The organism is Senegalia massiliensis (assembly GCF_900626135.1).
In the GTDB taxonomy this organism is placed as follows: Bacteria; Bacillota; Clostridia; order Tissierellales; family SIT17; genus Anaeromonas; species Anaeromonas massiliensis.
Window position 1 is genome coordinate 1,811,542 of record NZ_LR130785.1, and the last position, 14,046, is coordinate 1,825,587.

Genomic DNA, 14,046 nt, shown 5'->3' on the forward strand with positions numbered 1-14,046 from the left:
CTTTATATAAACTTTTTTATATTTTCCTTATCTATAGCATGTATTTCTAATGTTTCACGTGATATCTTTCCTTTGTTATACAAGTTTAATAAACTATCATCCATATTTTGCATTCCATATTTTTTACCTGTAACTATAGCTGTCTGTATTTGATGAGTTTTTCCTTCTCTTATTAGATTTTTTATAGCAGGAGTTAAAACCATTGTTTCAAGTGCTAATTCTCTTTTTTTATTATTTATATTTGGAAGTAATTGTTGTGATATAATTCCTTCCAACACATTTGCAAGTTGAATTCTTATTTGACGTTGCTCACTTGATGGAAATACATCTATTATTCTATCTACTGTTTTTGCTGCTCCTATAGTATGAAGGGTCGATAATACTAAGTGTCCTGTTTCTGCCGCAATAAGTGCAGTTTTTATGGTATCTAAGTCCCGCATTTCTCCTATTAATATAACATCTGGATCTTGTCTTAAAGATGACCTCAAAGCTACAGAAAAAGATTCAGAGTCAGTTCCTATCTCTCTTTGATTTATAATACTCTTATCATGTTTATGCAAATATTCTATAGGATCTTCTAATGTAAGAATATGCTCTTTTCTAGTTTTATTTATATAATTTATCATTGAAGCAAGTGTAGTAGATTTACCACTACCAGTAGATCCTGTGACTAATATAAGTCCTCTTTTTTTATTAGTAAGATCCTTTATTACAGGCGGTAGTTTTAAATCTTCCATAGTAGGTACATTAAGTGCTACAGTTCTTATTGCAATTCCATAAGTACCTCTTTGTTTATATATATTAACTCTAAATCTTCCTACACCATTTTGAGAATGCGACTTGTCCAATTGTCCTTTATCTTCTAATATATCAAATTCTTTTTTATTTAATAATTGATTTACCAAATTCATATTATCTTGTGGAGTTAAATCTTTTAAATTCATCTTTTCTAAATGACCATTTATCCTAACTACTGGTGGATAACCTACTGTTATATGTAAATCTGAAGCACCTATATTCATTGATTGAGTTAAAAGCTCTCTTATATCCAATTTATCACCTACTCTTTTGTATATGAAACTTTAAGTAATTCATCTATTGATGTAATACCTTTTAGCACTAAATCTTTATTATTTTCGTAAAGAGAAGTCATACCACTATTTCTGGCTATTTCCTTTAAGTTATCTATAGAACTATTATTATTTATACTTTCTCTTATTTGTTTATTTGCTTCTAATATTTCATGAATACTAATTCTTCCCTTATATCCTGTATTATAACATTTATTACATCCTGTCCCTTTGTAAAGTTTTACAGGTTCACATATACTCAATATGTCTTCTTCTTTTTTTCCACTTATATATTCAATTTTACAATTATCACATATTCTCCTAACTAGTCTTTGAGCTATTACTCCTATCACTGATGAAGCTACAAGATAAGGCTCTATACCCATGTCTACAAGTCTTGATACGGTAGATGCCGCATCATTTGTATGCATTGTACTTATTACAAGATGTCCTGTAATAGCTGCTCTTATTGCAAGTCTTGCTGTTTCTTCATCTCTTATTTCTCCTACCATTATAATGTCTGGATCTTGTCTTAATATTGATCTAAGTCCTGATGAAAATGTAAGACCAGATTTTGTATTTATTTGAACTTGATTTATTCCATCTAATCTATATTCAACTGGATCTTCAAGAGCAATTATATTTTTACCTACTGAATTAAGCTCTTGTAATGCTGCATATAAAGTAGTTGTCTTTCCACTACCAGTAGGACCTGTTACAAGTAATATTCCATTAGGATAATTTAATAACTTATCAAATCTATTTAAGTTATCTTTAGTAAACCCTAATCTCTTTTTTGTCATTATAGTATTCATTCTATCTAATATTCTTATAACTATTTTTTCTCCATATACAGTTGGAAGACTTGATACACGTAAATCAATGTTCCTACTATCTATATGCATTTCCACTCTACCATCTTGAGGTACTCTTCTTTCTGCTATATCCATTTTGGATATTATTTTTATCCTTGTAATTATTGCAGAATGAGTGTTTTTTGTCGGTTTCATTATTTCTTGTAAAGTACCATCTATTCTAAATCTAATTCTAATTCTATCTTCATATGGCTCAATATGTATATCACTAGCTTTTGATGATATAGCCTGTTTTATAAGTGAGTTTACAAGCCTTACCACTGGTGCATTATTTATCTCATTTAATAATTTCTCATCTAAATCAGAGGTAAGCTCTATATTATATTGATCTTTTAAATCTTCTATGGCTTTTTCAGCACTTTTCTTTCCATAGTATTGTTCTATAGAATCCAATATATCTTTTTTTATTGATATAACTGGCTCTACATCTAAACCTGTAGCTATTTTTACATCATCTATAGCAAATAAATTTAAAGGGTCAGACATAGCTACTATTAATTTTCCTCTATCTTTTTTAATAGGAATTAAAGCATATTTTTTAGAAAGACTCTCAGGTACTAAGTTTACTATATCAGGTTCAATAAAATACTTGTTTAAATCTACATGAGGAATACCCATTTGAAATTCTAACACTTCAATAATATCTGTTTCTGTTACATAACCCTTATCTACTAATTCTTCTCCTAATTTTTTACCTGTATCCTTTTGTGATTTCAATGCTTGTTCTAATTGATCATGTGAAATTTTCCCTACTGAAGTTAAAAGATCTCCTAATCTCTTTGAAGATTTAGCCATAACATCACCTACATTTATATTATAGTATTCTACAATTTAAAGTTAAATCCTTCTTTTATTTAAATATAAAAGGATAAATTTTCAAATTTTCTGATATCCATATTCTTTCACTTAATATGGCTTGATTTACTAACATATCTAACCCATTAATTGTGGTTTTACCTTCCTCTTTTGCGTATTTTAAAAATAAAGTTTCTTTAGGTTTATATATAATATCATAAACAATGGTTTCATCAGAAAATAAAGAAGTATCCAAAGGATTTTCTTTTTCATTTGGATACATTCCCACTGAAGTTGTATTTATAATAATATCATAATTGTCTTTTATATCTTGTTTTTCTAAGAACCTTAAATCTAAATTTTTAAATTTACTTTTTATATCTTTTATTAAGCTAAGTGCTCTTTTGTTGTTTCTATTAATAATTGTTAAAGACTTTATACTTTCATTAGCAATTGTAAAAGAAATAGCTCTACTTGCTCCACCAGCACCTATTATGAGAATATTTTTGTTTTTCAACTGTATTTTTCTATCTTTTAATGATTTCATAAATCCTAATCCATCAGTATTAAAGCCAATAAGTTTTCCATCTATATTTTTCACAGTATTAATAGCACCTATTTTTTCAGCCAATGGATCTATTTCATCTAAATACTTTATTATTTCTTGTTTATAAGGTAATGTTACATTGAACCCTTTTATAGATAATGACTTAATTCCTAAAATAGCTTGTTCTAAATTTTCAACCTTAAAGCTTAAATAAACTGCATTTATATCATTAAATTTAAAATTAGTATTATGTATGTATGGAGATAAACTTTTTGATATAGGATTTCCAATTAGACAGAAAAGATTTGTATAAGAATCTATATTCAATTAATTTTCTCCCTTTTTTATTTTTCTAAGTACAAATCTTTCAAATTTACGTACAAACGTAGTCCACCAAAACTCCTTGCTTTTAATTGGAACAACAAGAATTGTATATATTCCCATTCTATTTCCTCCTAAAACATCAGTAAAGATTTGATCTCCTATAATCGCAGTATTTGTTTTGTCAGTTTCTAAATAACTCATTGCTTTTTTAAATGGTGATTTAGTAGGCTTTTTAGCTGAATGAACAGTATATATCTTTATTTTTTCAGTAAACTTTACAACTCTATCTTCAGTATTGTTTGACACCAAGCATATATCAAGTCCATGACTCCTTATTTCGTCAAACCATTCTATAACTTTAGCTGGTGCTGTTTTTTTATCCCAGGCAACTAGTGTATTATCAATATCAACAATTAAACCTTTGATCCCTCTATCAACTAACTTTTTAAGGTCTATTTCAAATATAGAATCCACATAAAGTTTTGGTATAAGTAAATTTTTCATAATTTTACCTCCGTTTATTTATTAACAAAAATACAACAGGCATAAAAGCCTGTTATTTTACATCGCATTCTCTTATTTTTGCTACTTTTTTAAGTAACTCCACTTTATCTTTTCTTTCTAGTTTAGTAGCATCTCTTTCTTCAAAATTTTCACTTTTATTATCATGATTTATATATACAGTTTTTTCTAATTCTAATATTAGATACCTATCTAATTCTTGATCATTTAAACTATCAGCACTTTCATATTTTTCAAATCTGTCTTTTGTAATATTTTCATCTGGATTTATTCTAAATGAGATAGAATCTCCTTTCTCAGAAATAAAATTATAAAGATGCAAGTATTCCCTTTTCTTAGTTTCTTTATCTAACATATGAAATCATCTCCTAATTATTTATATGTTATATTTTTACCCAATTATATTATTAATATTTAGTTTAATCTAACATCTTTTGTATTTAAAAATATAATAATGCTAAAGATAGTACTAATTACTAACGCAATTGGTATTATATAAAAAGAACCATAAGTTCCAATAATATCATTAAAATATCCTATTAAAAAGTTTACAATCATACTTATACCAGATGCAATAGAAACAACTATACCTGTTACAAACGAACTATTATTTGGAAAAACTTTTGATATAGTTACAACTATTGTAGGAAATACTATTGAAAAAAATATACCTGAAAAAGATATTATTATGAGACCTTTAGAACCTAAAAGTAGTCCACTTGTATATAAAATAGTTGCAAAAAATAAAGATATCATAACAGATTTAAAATGTCCAACTTTTTCTACAACAAAGCCTCCAAAAAACCTTCCTATTGTAAATATGCCTAAAAATACTGAAGAATATAAAGCAGATTTATTCTCATTAAAATTATATGTAGTTTGCATAAAATTAATAAACCAATTTCCCGTACTCATTTCAGCAGATATGTAAAGACCTAGTGCTAGTATATAAAAATATGTCATTTTATTTTTAAGTATAATATTCCAATTAATACTTTTCTCAACTTCATCTTTGTTTTTTTCGGGTATTTTTATAATAAAAGAAATTAAAAAAGCAATTAAAAATAAAAATATTAATATCATATAAATTGTTCTAAAACTAAAACCTTCATATAACATATATCCTGAACCTCTTTGTGTAATTGTAGCACCTACACCATAAAAAGAATGAATCATGTTCATAAGTATTGCTTGAAATGAAATAGCTAGTAAAGGTATAAGTGTATTTATACTTATTACTATAAGTGAAACTCCCATATTTATAATAAACATTCCAATTAAAAGAACAATAAAATTTGGTGAGTAAAACAATAAAATTAAAGAAATAATACAAGATGCCATTCCGATTTTCAAAACTTTCTTTTGACCTATTTTATCACACAATATACCACCTATAAATGTAAATGTCATATATCCTAAAGAAGATATAATTAACATTAATCCCATAGAAGTATCATCTACTCCAAATTCTTTTTTAAAAACTGGTATAAAAACTCCTCTTACATTGTCTCCCATTGAAACTAATATCATTAACAAAAAAAGAAAGCCTATAGTTTTTTTATTTTTTATACTTTGCAAAAAAAACCCCTCCACATCCATCTTATTTATTATAACATATTATTTAAGATTAAATAAACTAATATAGGGTAACTTTATATTAGAAATTATTAGGAGGTGTATTATGGATTTAGTTTATGAAAAAAGCAGTGAAAAATCTTTAGAAGAAGCACTTGAATCATTAGAAAAAAACTTAAAAGATAATAATTTTGGTGTTCTTTGGAAACTTAATTTTAAAGATAAGTTAGAAGAAAAAGGTCTAGAATTTAAAGATGATTTTGTAGTGCTTGAAGTGTGTAATCCTAAACAAGCAAAAGATGTATTACAAACAAATATCCATATTGGCTACATTTTACCTTGTAAAATGGTAGTTAGATCTGAGGATAATAAAACATACATTGGTATGACAAGACCAGAAAAATTAATAGGTTTATTTGATATACCTACATTAGATAGTGTTGCAAAAGAAGTAGAAAAATCTTTAAAAAATGCAATAGAACTCTCTATTTAAATAAAGCTCTGCATATGCAGAGCTTTATTTAAATAGACTTTCTAATTTCTTATCAATTAAAAAACTATAAATTATTATTGGTATTAGTAAACTAAATATAATTGTAAGTGAACTTCTAATGCCATAATTTTTAATAGATAATACAGATAGTATAACAATAAATATTATAGCAATTACATCTGATATTAGAGCTATAACTCTTCCCCATTTTCTAAGTAAAAACATACCTATACCTCCTATAAAAAGGAGTATAGAATATGCTAATATAATCCAACTTAAAAAATCATTTAAATTAGGTGTTAACAAGTAGAAAAATAAAAATATACTGATTATAATCATAAATAGCCCAATTATTTTAATTTGTAATTTATCTGTAAGTCCAAAATTATTCAATATATATCCCCCTTGTATAATAAATTTAACTTTTTCTATTAGCTCTTTTTCTTTTTACTTTATCCAATATTTTTTTTCTTAATCTAATATTTTCTGGTGTTATTTCAACAAGTTCATCATCTTCTATAAATTCTAGAGCTTCTTCTAAACTAAATTCAATTGGTGGTACAAGTCTAAGTGCTTCTTCCGACCCTGAAGCTCTCATACTTGTAAGATGTTTTTTCTTATTTACATTTATATCTATATCTTGAGTTTTGGAATTCATTCCAACTATCATACCTTCATATACTTCTGTTCCTGGATGAATAAATAAATTTCCTCTATCTTGAACGTGATACATTCCATATGTGACAGAAGTTCCTGTTTCAGATGCTACAAGTGAACCTCTACTTCTGGTTGGAATATCGCCTTTAAATCTTTCATATCCATCAAATATTGAGTTCATTATACCATTACCCTTAGTGTCAGTCATAAATTCTGATCTATATCCAATAAGCCCACGTGCTGGTATAGAAAATATAAGTCTAGTATATCCACCTTCAGATGGAACCATATTTACCATTTCACCTTTTCTTTTACCTAATTTTTCAATTACATTTCCCATAAATTCTTCAGGTACATCAATTGTTACAAGTTCCATTGGCTCATGTTTTTTATTGTCTATTGTTCTATATAATACTTTTGGCTTAGATACCATAAATTCATAACCTTGTCTTCTCATAGTCTCTATTAATATAGATAAATGAAGTTCTCCTCTACCTGAGACAACAAAAGAATCAGGAGAATCTGTTTCTTCAACTCTTAAACTTACATCAGTATGAAGTTCTTTAAAAAGTCTTTCTCTTAGCTGTCTAGATGTAACATACTTTCCTTCTCTACCTGCAAAAGGTCCATTGTTTACAGAAAAAACCATAGATATAGTTGGTTCAGATATTTCTACAAATGGTAAAGCTTCAGGGTTTTCTACATCACAAATAGTATCTCCAATACTTATTCCTTCAACTCCAGCAATAGCAATTATACTGCCAGCTCTTGCATTATCTACAACAGTTCTGTTTAACCCTTCAAACTCAAATAATTTTGTTATTTTTATTTTTTGCTTTTTTCCTTCATCAAGTTTATTAACTATAACTGCTTCTTGATTTGTTTTTATAGTTCCTCTTTCAACTTTCCCAATTCCTATACGTCCTACATATTCATTATAATCTATAGTAGATATCAAAACTTGTAAGTCATCTTTTTCATCTACTTCTGGGGCAGGAATATTTTTTATGATGCTTTTAAATAAAAATTCCATATTATCTTCTTGTTTATTTATATCTAATGAAGAAGTTCCTTCCTTTGCAGAGGTAAATACTACAGGGAATTCAATTTGTTCTTCACTGGCATCTAATTCAATGAATAAATCTAATACTTCATCTATTACTTTCTCTGGTCTTGCTTCCGGCCTATCAATTTTATTTATTGCCACTATAACAGGTAAATCTAATTCTAATGCTTTTTTAAGCACAAATTTAGTTTGAGGCATAGGCCCTTCAAATGCATCTACTACCAATACTACTCCACTTACCATTTTTAGTACACGTTCAACTTCTCCACCAAAATCAGCATGTCCTGGAGTATCTATAATATTTATTTTAGTCCCATTATACTCCACTGCAGTATTCTTTGAAAGGATAGTTATTCCTCTTTCCCTTTCTAAGTCATTTGAATCCATTACTCTTTCTTTTATATTTTCATTTTTTCTAAATATACCACTCTGTTTTAAAAGTTCATCCACAAGTGTAGTTTTTCCATGATCAACATGTGCTATTATTGCTATATTTCTAATATCTTCTCTTTTATTTCTCAAAATATTTCCTTCTCTCTATAAAGTTTATCCTCAACTTAAATACTATATCATACAGTTCCCTTTAGTACAAACAATATATTAAAATTTATTATCAATTATGATAAGATTAATTATGACAATATAAAAAATATGGCAATTGCCATATTTTTTATATTGCTACATTTCAAATTCTAAGTCTGTTTCTTTAAGTTGATTTGCTGGTACTTTTATCGTTTTATCATTTATCATATCTTCTACTTCTACTAATCCCTTTTTTTCTTCAACTTTTTTTAACCATACAGGAAAATTATTATATAATACTTCTATCTGTTTATTAGATTCTATTATTTGTTTTGCTCTTTTTTTATCCATCAAAACACCTCCTAAAACTAGTTTGATATATTGATGAATAAATTATTCTTAATTTGTCATTTCCATTGCTTTATTTAATTTATTTACTGCTTTTTTTTCTATTCTAGAAACATAAGATCTTGAAATTCCAAGCATTTTTGCAATTTCCCTTTGAGTTTTACATCCACAACCTAATAATCCATATCGTAATTCTATAATATCTTTTTCTCTTTCTTTTAAAACATCATTTATTTTATTATATAATTTTTTCACTTGTAACTTTAAGTGTACTTCATCAATTACTTCATCTGGATCTGTCCCTAAAATATCTAAAAGGGAAATTTCATTACCCCTTACCTATTATCAACCTATATTTAAGAACTTTATTTATATAATATCTATATTTTTGATTATATTTGTAATTTTAATACTTGAATTATTTTAAAAATAAATATAAAATATATAACTGTTGATTTTTTTACATGAAAATAAATATATTGTCACTTTTTTACAAAAAAATTGTATTTTTTTGTTACTTTCTTCTCATTGTTAATCAATTCACTTTATAATATAATGATTAGAAATAATGAAAAATATAATTTTTTTATGAAAGTGGGGTTGATATGGAAAATTTAGAAAGTATTGAAGAAAAGATAGAATTATTAAGAAATCAAATGCATAATCTACTACATAAAAATAGTTCTCTTAATATAAAGGAAATAGTAGATATAAGCCAAGAATTAGACGAAATTCTAAACCTATATTATAAAATAAAAAAAGACCAGGACTATTAATAGTCCTGGTTAATTTATAGAATGTAAAATTTTTCATAGTATGATTTTATTATTATTTATTATAACATAAGTTTAAGACCAATACAGGCCTTCATTTTAATTAATCAACTTCGTATTTTACTCTTTTCAATAAATTTTAAGAATTTCTTTTTTTTATTCGTAATTTTTATATAAGTATATTCATCAATTTTTTTATCTTTCAGTAATTTATCTGCTAGTTTAATAAATATTTTTGTTATTTCTTCAAGGTCATTTGTACTGTATCTCACATTTAATTCCCCCTTTTTAATATATATTCTACATGTAATTGTTAAATCCTCTACATAACCTCTAAAAAAAATTAGTTCTATTTACCTATTTAATATAGTAATTATAATTTTTTTGTTATTATAATTTTATTGTTATTTAAAACATTTTATAATATAATAGGAAAAGTAAGGAAATGATTTTTTATGAAAGTGTGGTGATTATTAAAAAAGTGAAATGTATTGAAGAAAAAATAAAATTATTAAGAAATCAAATGCATAAACTATTACATAAAAATAAATCACTTACTGCAAAAGAAGTCATAAATATAAGTCAGAAACTAGATAAAACTTTAAATCAATACCATAAATTTAAAAAATAAAGTTAATTGACATAAAAAGACCAAGATTATTAATCCTGGTCCATATTTTTTCTATCAAGTATATTATTAATACCTCATTAAATACTAATATCACTTGTTATGTAATGATGATACATTATACCCACGTGTAATTCTTCCATTTGGAATATTACTTTTTTTCATATATGGTCTATTATCATATTCATTATATTTCAAAGGTGCTCTTAAATTTATGTTTTTAAACATTATTGGTAACCCAGCGCTACTATAAAAACTTTCTCCATTTTGTAGTTGGAAATGCAAATGTGGTTCAGTTGAATTTCCAGTATTTCCACATTTAGCAATCACTTGTCCTCTTTTCACATTTTCTCCTACTTGTACAGTAATACTATCTTTCTTTAAATGTGCAAGAGTGCTATATTCATTCAGATCATGTTGTATAACTATAAAGTTTCCTGCAATATGCTTTGCTCTACTATAAAATTTACCTTTCCCCATAATATAACTATCTTCTGAATTATTTACAATACTTACTACTCTACCATCAGCAGGAGATAAAATAGGTTTATTATAGCAATAATATGCATCTACAGACTTTGGATTACCTCTATAAGATCTTCCCTCATTATCTAAAATCACAAAATCATAAGCATATCTTTGAGTTGGCATGTCCCATGAGTGTGAAAATTCTTTTGTATAACAACCATTTACAACTGTCCATTCTCCTTCAAAAGGCAAATCGTATTCTATTTTATTTCTATAATTTTTTATATTAGGGTAGTTATTTCTATACTTAATCTTTAATTTAATCATACCAACTATCTGAAAAACTGAGCATTTAAAATATGAAAAGTCTAAAGCAACTTCAAGCAATCCAAATAACCAAAATAACCAGAATAACTTAAATATTGGAAAATCGCTAAAAAACATAGGTAATCCTAATAGTCCAATATATTTTGCATACTTAGAAAAATAAAATAATTTATATCTCATAATCTCCTCCTTATAATATATATAATTCCATTTTAAAATTATTTATTAGTAAAAAGTTAAAAAAACAAAAGTAAACTCAATAAATAGCACTTACTAAAGTAACTATTGCAATCCAAATTAGACTATTAAACATACCAATTTCTAAAGTTATTTTATATCTAATAATCAAACACAATAGAGATACCACTGTTCCACCAACTGTGAAGAAAAGTAGATTCTTTAAGAATAGATATTTCTTTCTCTGAATTGTGGTAAAAAGTTTTTTAAATATTTATATTGGATGAAATCTAATATCGAAATCAATAATATTACCCATAAAAATCCAATTGGCGAAGGAAGGTCTGCACCTAAAAACATAATTACTATCCACCCAACAAAAAATAATATATAGTTTATTTGAATAATTTTTAAATTACTCATATTATCTCCGCTTCTCCTTTGTTATACAATTATTTTTTCATTTCAAAATATTAGAGTGATTTGAATAAGTTCTTTAAAGTTTATAAATTCTATATCATTGAATATTCAAGTTCCTTAATTTCATCATTTTCTTTTTCTTGATCTATTTTAAATCCATGTTTTTTATAAAAATCTACAGCTTTTAAATTTTTTGCGTAAACATCTAACTTTAAAATAGGATATTCTTCCTTACATTTTTTAAGCAATTCCCCTCCTATTCCATTAGAATGATATTTACTGGAAACAAATAATCCAGCGATATATAAATTATCAATAATGCCTATAAATCCTTTTATTTCTTTATTATCTTCGTATACAAAAACCGATGAATCAGGTAAAACTTTATTCATAAAATCATATTTTGTTTTCCAATACTCTTCTGAAATAAAATTATGGGCATTAATGTTTTTTTCAATCCAAATTTTCATTATATTATCTATTTTAGATACATCAAATTCTCTTATCATTAATCTTTGTCCTTACCTTATAAAACTTGTAAATTTGCTTTCTTAATCTAATATTGATTACTAACTAATGTATAACCATACTATATTTTATCATATAATAAAAATAAATATTAGGATTAAAATCATAGAAAACTAATATAATTTCTCATTTTTTTACTATTACATACCAATTAATATATAATCATATTATATTTTACCACATAATTTTATATAAAAAAATAAGACTAGGGAAATTGTTCCTAGTCTAGTTAATTAAAATTATCCACAAATTCTTTTTTAGTTTTAGTAATTTTTATATAAGTTTCTCTGTCTATCTTTTTATCCTTGTAAAGTTTATCTGCAAATTCTATAAATTCTTTTGATAATTCTACTAAGTTACTTGTAATATTTTTCATATCAAACCTCCTAGTAAGATTATTGCTATATTTAAATTAATTATTCCATATATATTAAATAATTACTTTATAAAGAGTATTACAAGTATATACTTTTTATGACAAAAAATAAAGACTAAGAATTTCTCAATTTTTATTTCCTTTAGTTGCCTTTCTATTTTCCACATTAAAAAAACACCTACCTAAGCAGATGCTATGAATTATAATTCAATTTTCTTTATTTTATTTTCTCTCTTATTTAGATTTTCACTTATATTATTCATTTTTTTGTTAAATTATGTTATCTTATTTAAAGCCTTTATATATTATAATATATAAAGAATATTTAACAATTTTATTCATTTAATTTAGTAGTAAAACATACTTCTATACTCTTAAATTATATTAATTTTTCAGTAATGATTTCTTCTAATACTTCTTTTATACTTCTTCTATGATGTATTTCTGTTAACAATTCATTGTCATTTGTTTTCATTATTATTTGTTTTTTAGATATTTCTTCTTCTGAAACAGTAATTTTTTGTTTACCAATCATTGCTTCCCAAATCAAGTATTTATCATCTACTAAATTTTGTTTTGTGTAAATATTATACGGTGCATTTTTTAATTGGTTCAGTAAAATTTCCAATGTGTTTTCTATTTCTCTCTTTCTAAAATTATAATTTTTAATACGATTTTTTACTATCTCCGGCCATCTTTTATCCATAATAGCTCCCCTTTCTATATAAAATATTCTACATAGATGAGTATATTCCTTTATCTTTTATTCGCAATATTCGACAATATTCTATATTAAACTAATTTTTAGAAGGCATTATCTTCATATTTTAAATTAATCCTTATCTTATCTTCATAACTAAGACTATTCCATATTTCCCAACCAATTCTTCTCATTTCTTCTTTAACTTTCTCTTGGTCCAATTCTAAATCTGGTTCTAATATATTACAAACGCTATCACCAATCTTGTAAGTAGCTAGTATTTTTTCTTTTTTCATTTCACATCCCTCCTATTTAAATTTATGACACTGCTAGATTGTACTATTACCATTACTTTAGCTTAAAAATCATTTTACATATTTTTTCTTTTTAACCATAAATTTCTTAACTAGTTTTCATTGTGGTACAATTTCATATGGAAGGAGGGGTACAGTTGAATAAAAAAGAAATGTTAATACACTTATATCAAACTAAAGATAAACTTAATTTAGAGTATCAAGAACTTTTTTTTGAAATTTTTAGTAAACAGATAAGCGAATTAAATTTATCTGATTATGAACGAAAAAATGCATTAAACAACTTCAAAGATCTTTTATTGCTAATTAATCAATATAGTACTGATTTAATTAATCAATCTTTTGATAGTATTAGTAAAATATCTGATTAGCTTTCGTTTATTTATAATAATAATTTTGTTATTGAAGTTAAAAATACTTCTAATGGTACCTTGCCAAACAATGCTTGGAAATGCCTTAGAAAAATAAATTATTAACTATTTGGTTACTCTTGAAGCACACCTTTAAGGGTAACCTCTTTATCAAAGAATATCTTCTATTA

19 protein-coding genes and 1 pseudogene are annotated in these 14,046 nt (G+C 25.4%); 4 read left to right on the forward strand and 16 right to left on the reverse strand.

What is annotated here, in order from left to right; genetic code table 11:
* Nucleotides 1-2: 2 nt before the first annotated feature.
* From E0D94_RS09145 to E0D94_RS09170, 6 genes are read right to left on the reverse strand one after another with little or no spacing between them, the layout of a single operon-like run.
* Nucleotides 3-1,052 (reverse strand): type IV pilus twitching motility protein PilT, encoded by a 1,050-nt coding sequence (locus E0D94_RS09145; protein WP_130807164.1) that lies wholly within the window; start codon nt 1,050-1,052, stop codon nt 3-5.
* Nucleotides 1,053-1,060: 8 nt separating this feature from the next.
* A complete protein-coding gene (locus E0D94_RS09150; protein ID WP_130807165.1) occupies nt 1,061-2,740 on the reverse strand; it encodes a GspE/PulE family protein in 1,680 nt (559 codons plus the stop codon).
* A gap of 55 nt (nt 2,741-2,795) precedes the next feature.
* Nucleotides 2,796-3,614 (reverse strand): shikimate dehydrogenase, encoded by an 819-nt coding sequence (aroE, locus tag E0D94_RS09155; RefSeq protein WP_130807166.1) that lies wholly within the window; start codon nt 3,612-3,614, stop codon nt 2,796-2,798.
* Nucleotides 3,615-4,115, reverse strand: a complete 501-nt coding sequence (locus E0D94_RS09160; protein WP_130807167.1) for a YqeG family HAD IIIA-type phosphatase — start codon at nt 4,113-4,115, stop codon at nt 3,615-3,617. It lies immediately after the preceding gene.
* 52 nt (nt 4,116-4,167) lie between these two features.
* Nucleotides 4,168-4,488 carry a hypothetical protein gene (locus E0D94_RS09165; protein ID WP_130807168.1) on the reverse strand — a complete coding sequence of 107 codons (321 nt, stop codon included), beginning with the start codon at nt 4,486-4,488 and terminating at the stop codon, nt 4,168-4,170.
* Nucleotides 4,489-4,547: 59 nt separating this feature from the next.
* A complete protein-coding gene (locus tag E0D94_RS09170; protein ID WP_278044689.1) occupies nt 4,548-5,711 on the reverse strand; it encodes an MFS transporter in 1,164 nt (387 codons plus the stop codon).
* 103 nt (nt 5,712-5,814) lie between these two features.
* On the opposite strand from E0D94_RS09170, the gene E0D94_RS09175 reads away from it, so the two are divergent.
* Entirely contained in the window at nt 5,815-6,201 is a 387-nt protein-coding gene (locus E0D94_RS09175; RefSeq protein ID WP_130807169.1) for a DUF302 domain-containing protein, read from the forward strand.
* A gap of 24 nt (nt 6,202-6,225) precedes the next feature.
* Here E0D94_RS09175 and E0D94_RS09180 read toward each other — a convergent pair whose 3' ends face one another.
* From E0D94_RS09180 to E0D94_RS09195, 4 genes and pseudogenes are all read right to left on the reverse strand, one after another.
* Complete coding sequence (locus E0D94_RS09180) at nt 6,226-6,594, reverse strand: hypothetical protein (protein WP_130807170.1); 369 nt, start codon at nt 6,592-6,594, stop codon at nt 6,226-6,228.
* 25 nt (nt 6,595-6,619) lie between these two features.
* Entirely contained in the window at nt 6,620-8,446 is a 1,827-nt protein-coding gene (gene typA / locus E0D94_RS09185) for a translational GTPase TypA (protein WP_130807171.1), read from the reverse strand.
* A 156-nt stretch (nt 8,447-8,602) separates the two neighbouring features.
* Complete coding sequence (locus tag E0D94_RS09190; RefSeq protein WP_130807172.1) at nt 8,603-8,797, reverse strand: H-type small acid-soluble spore protein; 195 nt, start codon at nt 8,795-8,797, stop codon at nt 8,603-8,605.
* A gap of 48 nt (nt 8,798-8,845) precedes the next feature.
* Nucleotides 8,846-9,127 (reverse strand): annotated as a pseudogene (locus E0D94_RS09195) (sigma-70 family RNA polymerase sigma factor); the annotation flags it as partial.
* 272 nt (nt 9,128-9,399) lie between these two features.
* On the opposite strand from E0D94_RS09195, the gene E0D94_RS09200 reads away from it, so the two are divergent.
* Entirely contained in the window at nt 9,400-9,570 is a 171-nt protein-coding gene (locus E0D94_RS09200) for an aspartyl-phosphate phosphatase Spo0E family protein (RefSeq protein ID WP_242620504.1), read from the forward strand.
* Nucleotides 9,571-9,674: 104 nt separating this feature from the next.
* On the opposite strand, the gene E0D94_RS14835 is transcribed toward E0D94_RS09200, so the two are convergent.
* Nucleotides 9,675-9,839: a hypothetical protein gene (locus tag E0D94_RS14835; protein WP_165442913.1), complete on the reverse strand. Its 165-nt coding sequence runs from the start codon at nt 9,837-9,839 to the stop codon at nt 9,675-9,677.
* Nucleotides 9,840-10,012: 173 nt separating this feature from the next.
* Here E0D94_RS14835 and E0D94_RS09205 point away from each other — a divergent pair, with 173 nt between their 5' ends.
* A complete protein-coding gene (locus E0D94_RS09205; protein WP_130807174.1) occupies nt 10,013-10,198 on the forward strand; it encodes an aspartyl-phosphate phosphatase Spo0E family protein in 186 nt (61 codons plus the stop codon).
* 90 nt (nt 10,199-10,288) lie between these two features.
* Here E0D94_RS09205 and E0D94_RS09210 read toward each other — a convergent pair whose 3' ends face one another.
* The 5 genes from E0D94_RS09210 to E0D94_RS09225 form a co-directional block, all read right to left on the reverse strand.
* A complete protein-coding gene (locus tag E0D94_RS09210) occupies nt 10,289-11,170 on the reverse strand; it encodes a M23 family metallopeptidase (protein WP_130807175.1) in 882 nt (293 codons plus the stop codon).
* A gap of 509 nt (nt 11,171-11,679) precedes the next feature.
* Nucleotides 11,680-12,096: an N-acetyltransferase gene (locus E0D94_RS09215; protein ID WP_130807176.1), complete on the reverse strand. Its 417-nt coding sequence runs from the start codon at nt 12,094-12,096 to the stop codon at nt 11,680-11,682.
* A gap of 248 nt (nt 12,097-12,344) precedes the next feature.
* Nucleotides 12,345-12,491 (reverse strand): hypothetical protein, encoded by a 147-nt coding sequence (locus tag E0D94_RS14840; RefSeq protein WP_165442914.1) that lies wholly within the window; start codon nt 12,489-12,491, stop codon nt 12,345-12,347.
* A gap of 379 nt (nt 12,492-12,870) precedes the next feature.
* Complete coding sequence (locus tag E0D94_RS09220; RefSeq protein WP_130807177.1) at nt 12,871-13,197, reverse strand: hypothetical protein; 327 nt, start codon at nt 13,195-13,197, stop codon at nt 12,871-12,873.
* A gap of 98 nt (nt 13,198-13,295) precedes the next feature.
* Nucleotides 13,296-13,487 (reverse strand): hypothetical protein, encoded by a 192-nt coding sequence (locus E0D94_RS09225; RefSeq protein ID WP_130807178.1) that lies wholly within the window; start codon nt 13,485-13,487, stop codon nt 13,296-13,298.
* 155 nt (nt 13,488-13,642) lie between these two features.
* On the opposite strand from E0D94_RS09225, the gene E0D94_RS09230 reads away from it, so the two are divergent.
* Nucleotides 13,643-13,876 (forward strand): hypothetical protein, encoded by a 234-nt coding sequence (locus tag E0D94_RS09230; RefSeq protein ID WP_165442915.1) that lies wholly within the window; start codon nt 13,643-13,645, stop codon nt 13,874-13,876.
* Nucleotides 13,877-14,046: the final 170 nt, after the last annotated feature.

Excerpts from the sequence above, each read along its gene's own strand:
- E0D94_RS09150 (WP_130807165.1), bottom strand. The coding sequence starts at position 2,740 with ATGGCTAAATCTTCAAAGAGATTAGGAGATCTTTTAACTTCAGTAGGG.
- E0D94_RS09160 (WP_130807167.1), bottom strand. The coding sequence starts at position 4,115 with ATGAAAAATTTACTTATACCAAAACTTTATGTGGATTCTATATTTGAA.
- E0D94_RS09165 (WP_130807168.1), bottom strand. The coding sequence starts at position 4,488 with ATGTTAGATAAAGAAACTAAGAAAAGGGAATACTTGCATCTTTATAAT.
- E0D94_RS09175 (WP_130807169.1), top strand. The coding sequence starts at position 5,815 with ATGGATTTAGTTTATGAAAAAAGCAGTGAAAAATCTTTAGAAGAAGCA.
- E0D94_RS09190 (WP_130807172.1), bottom strand. The coding sequence starts at position 8,797 with ATGGATAAAAAAAGAGCAAAACAAATAATAGAATCTAATAAACAGATA.
- E0D94_RS09200 (WP_242620504.1), top strand. The coding sequence starts at position 9,400 with ATGGAAAATTTAGAAAGTATTGAAGAAAAGATAGAATTATTAAGAAAT.
- E0D94_RS09205 (WP_130807174.1), top strand. The coding sequence starts at position 10,013 with ATGATTTTTTATGAAAGTGTGGTGATTATTAAAAAAGTGAAATGTATT.
- E0D94_RS09210 (WP_130807175.1), bottom strand. The coding sequence starts at position 11,170 with ATGAGATATAAATTATTTTATTTTTCTAAGTATGCAAAATATATTGGA.
- E0D94_RS09215 (WP_130807176.1), bottom strand. The coding sequence starts at position 12,096 with ATGATAAGAGAATTTGATGTATCTAAAATAGATAATATAATGAAAATT.
- E0D94_RS14840 (WP_165442914.1), bottom strand. The coding sequence starts at position 12,491 with ATGAAAAATATTACAAGTAACTTAGTAGAATTATCAAAAGAATTTATA.
- E0D94_RS09220 (WP_130807177.1), bottom strand. The coding sequence starts at position 13,197 with ATGGATAAAAGATGGCCGGAGATAGTAAAAAATCGTATTAAAAATTAT.
- E0D94_RS09225 (WP_130807178.1), bottom strand. The coding sequence starts at position 13,487 with ATGAAAAAAGAAAAAATACTAGCTACTTACAAGATTGGTGATAGCGTT.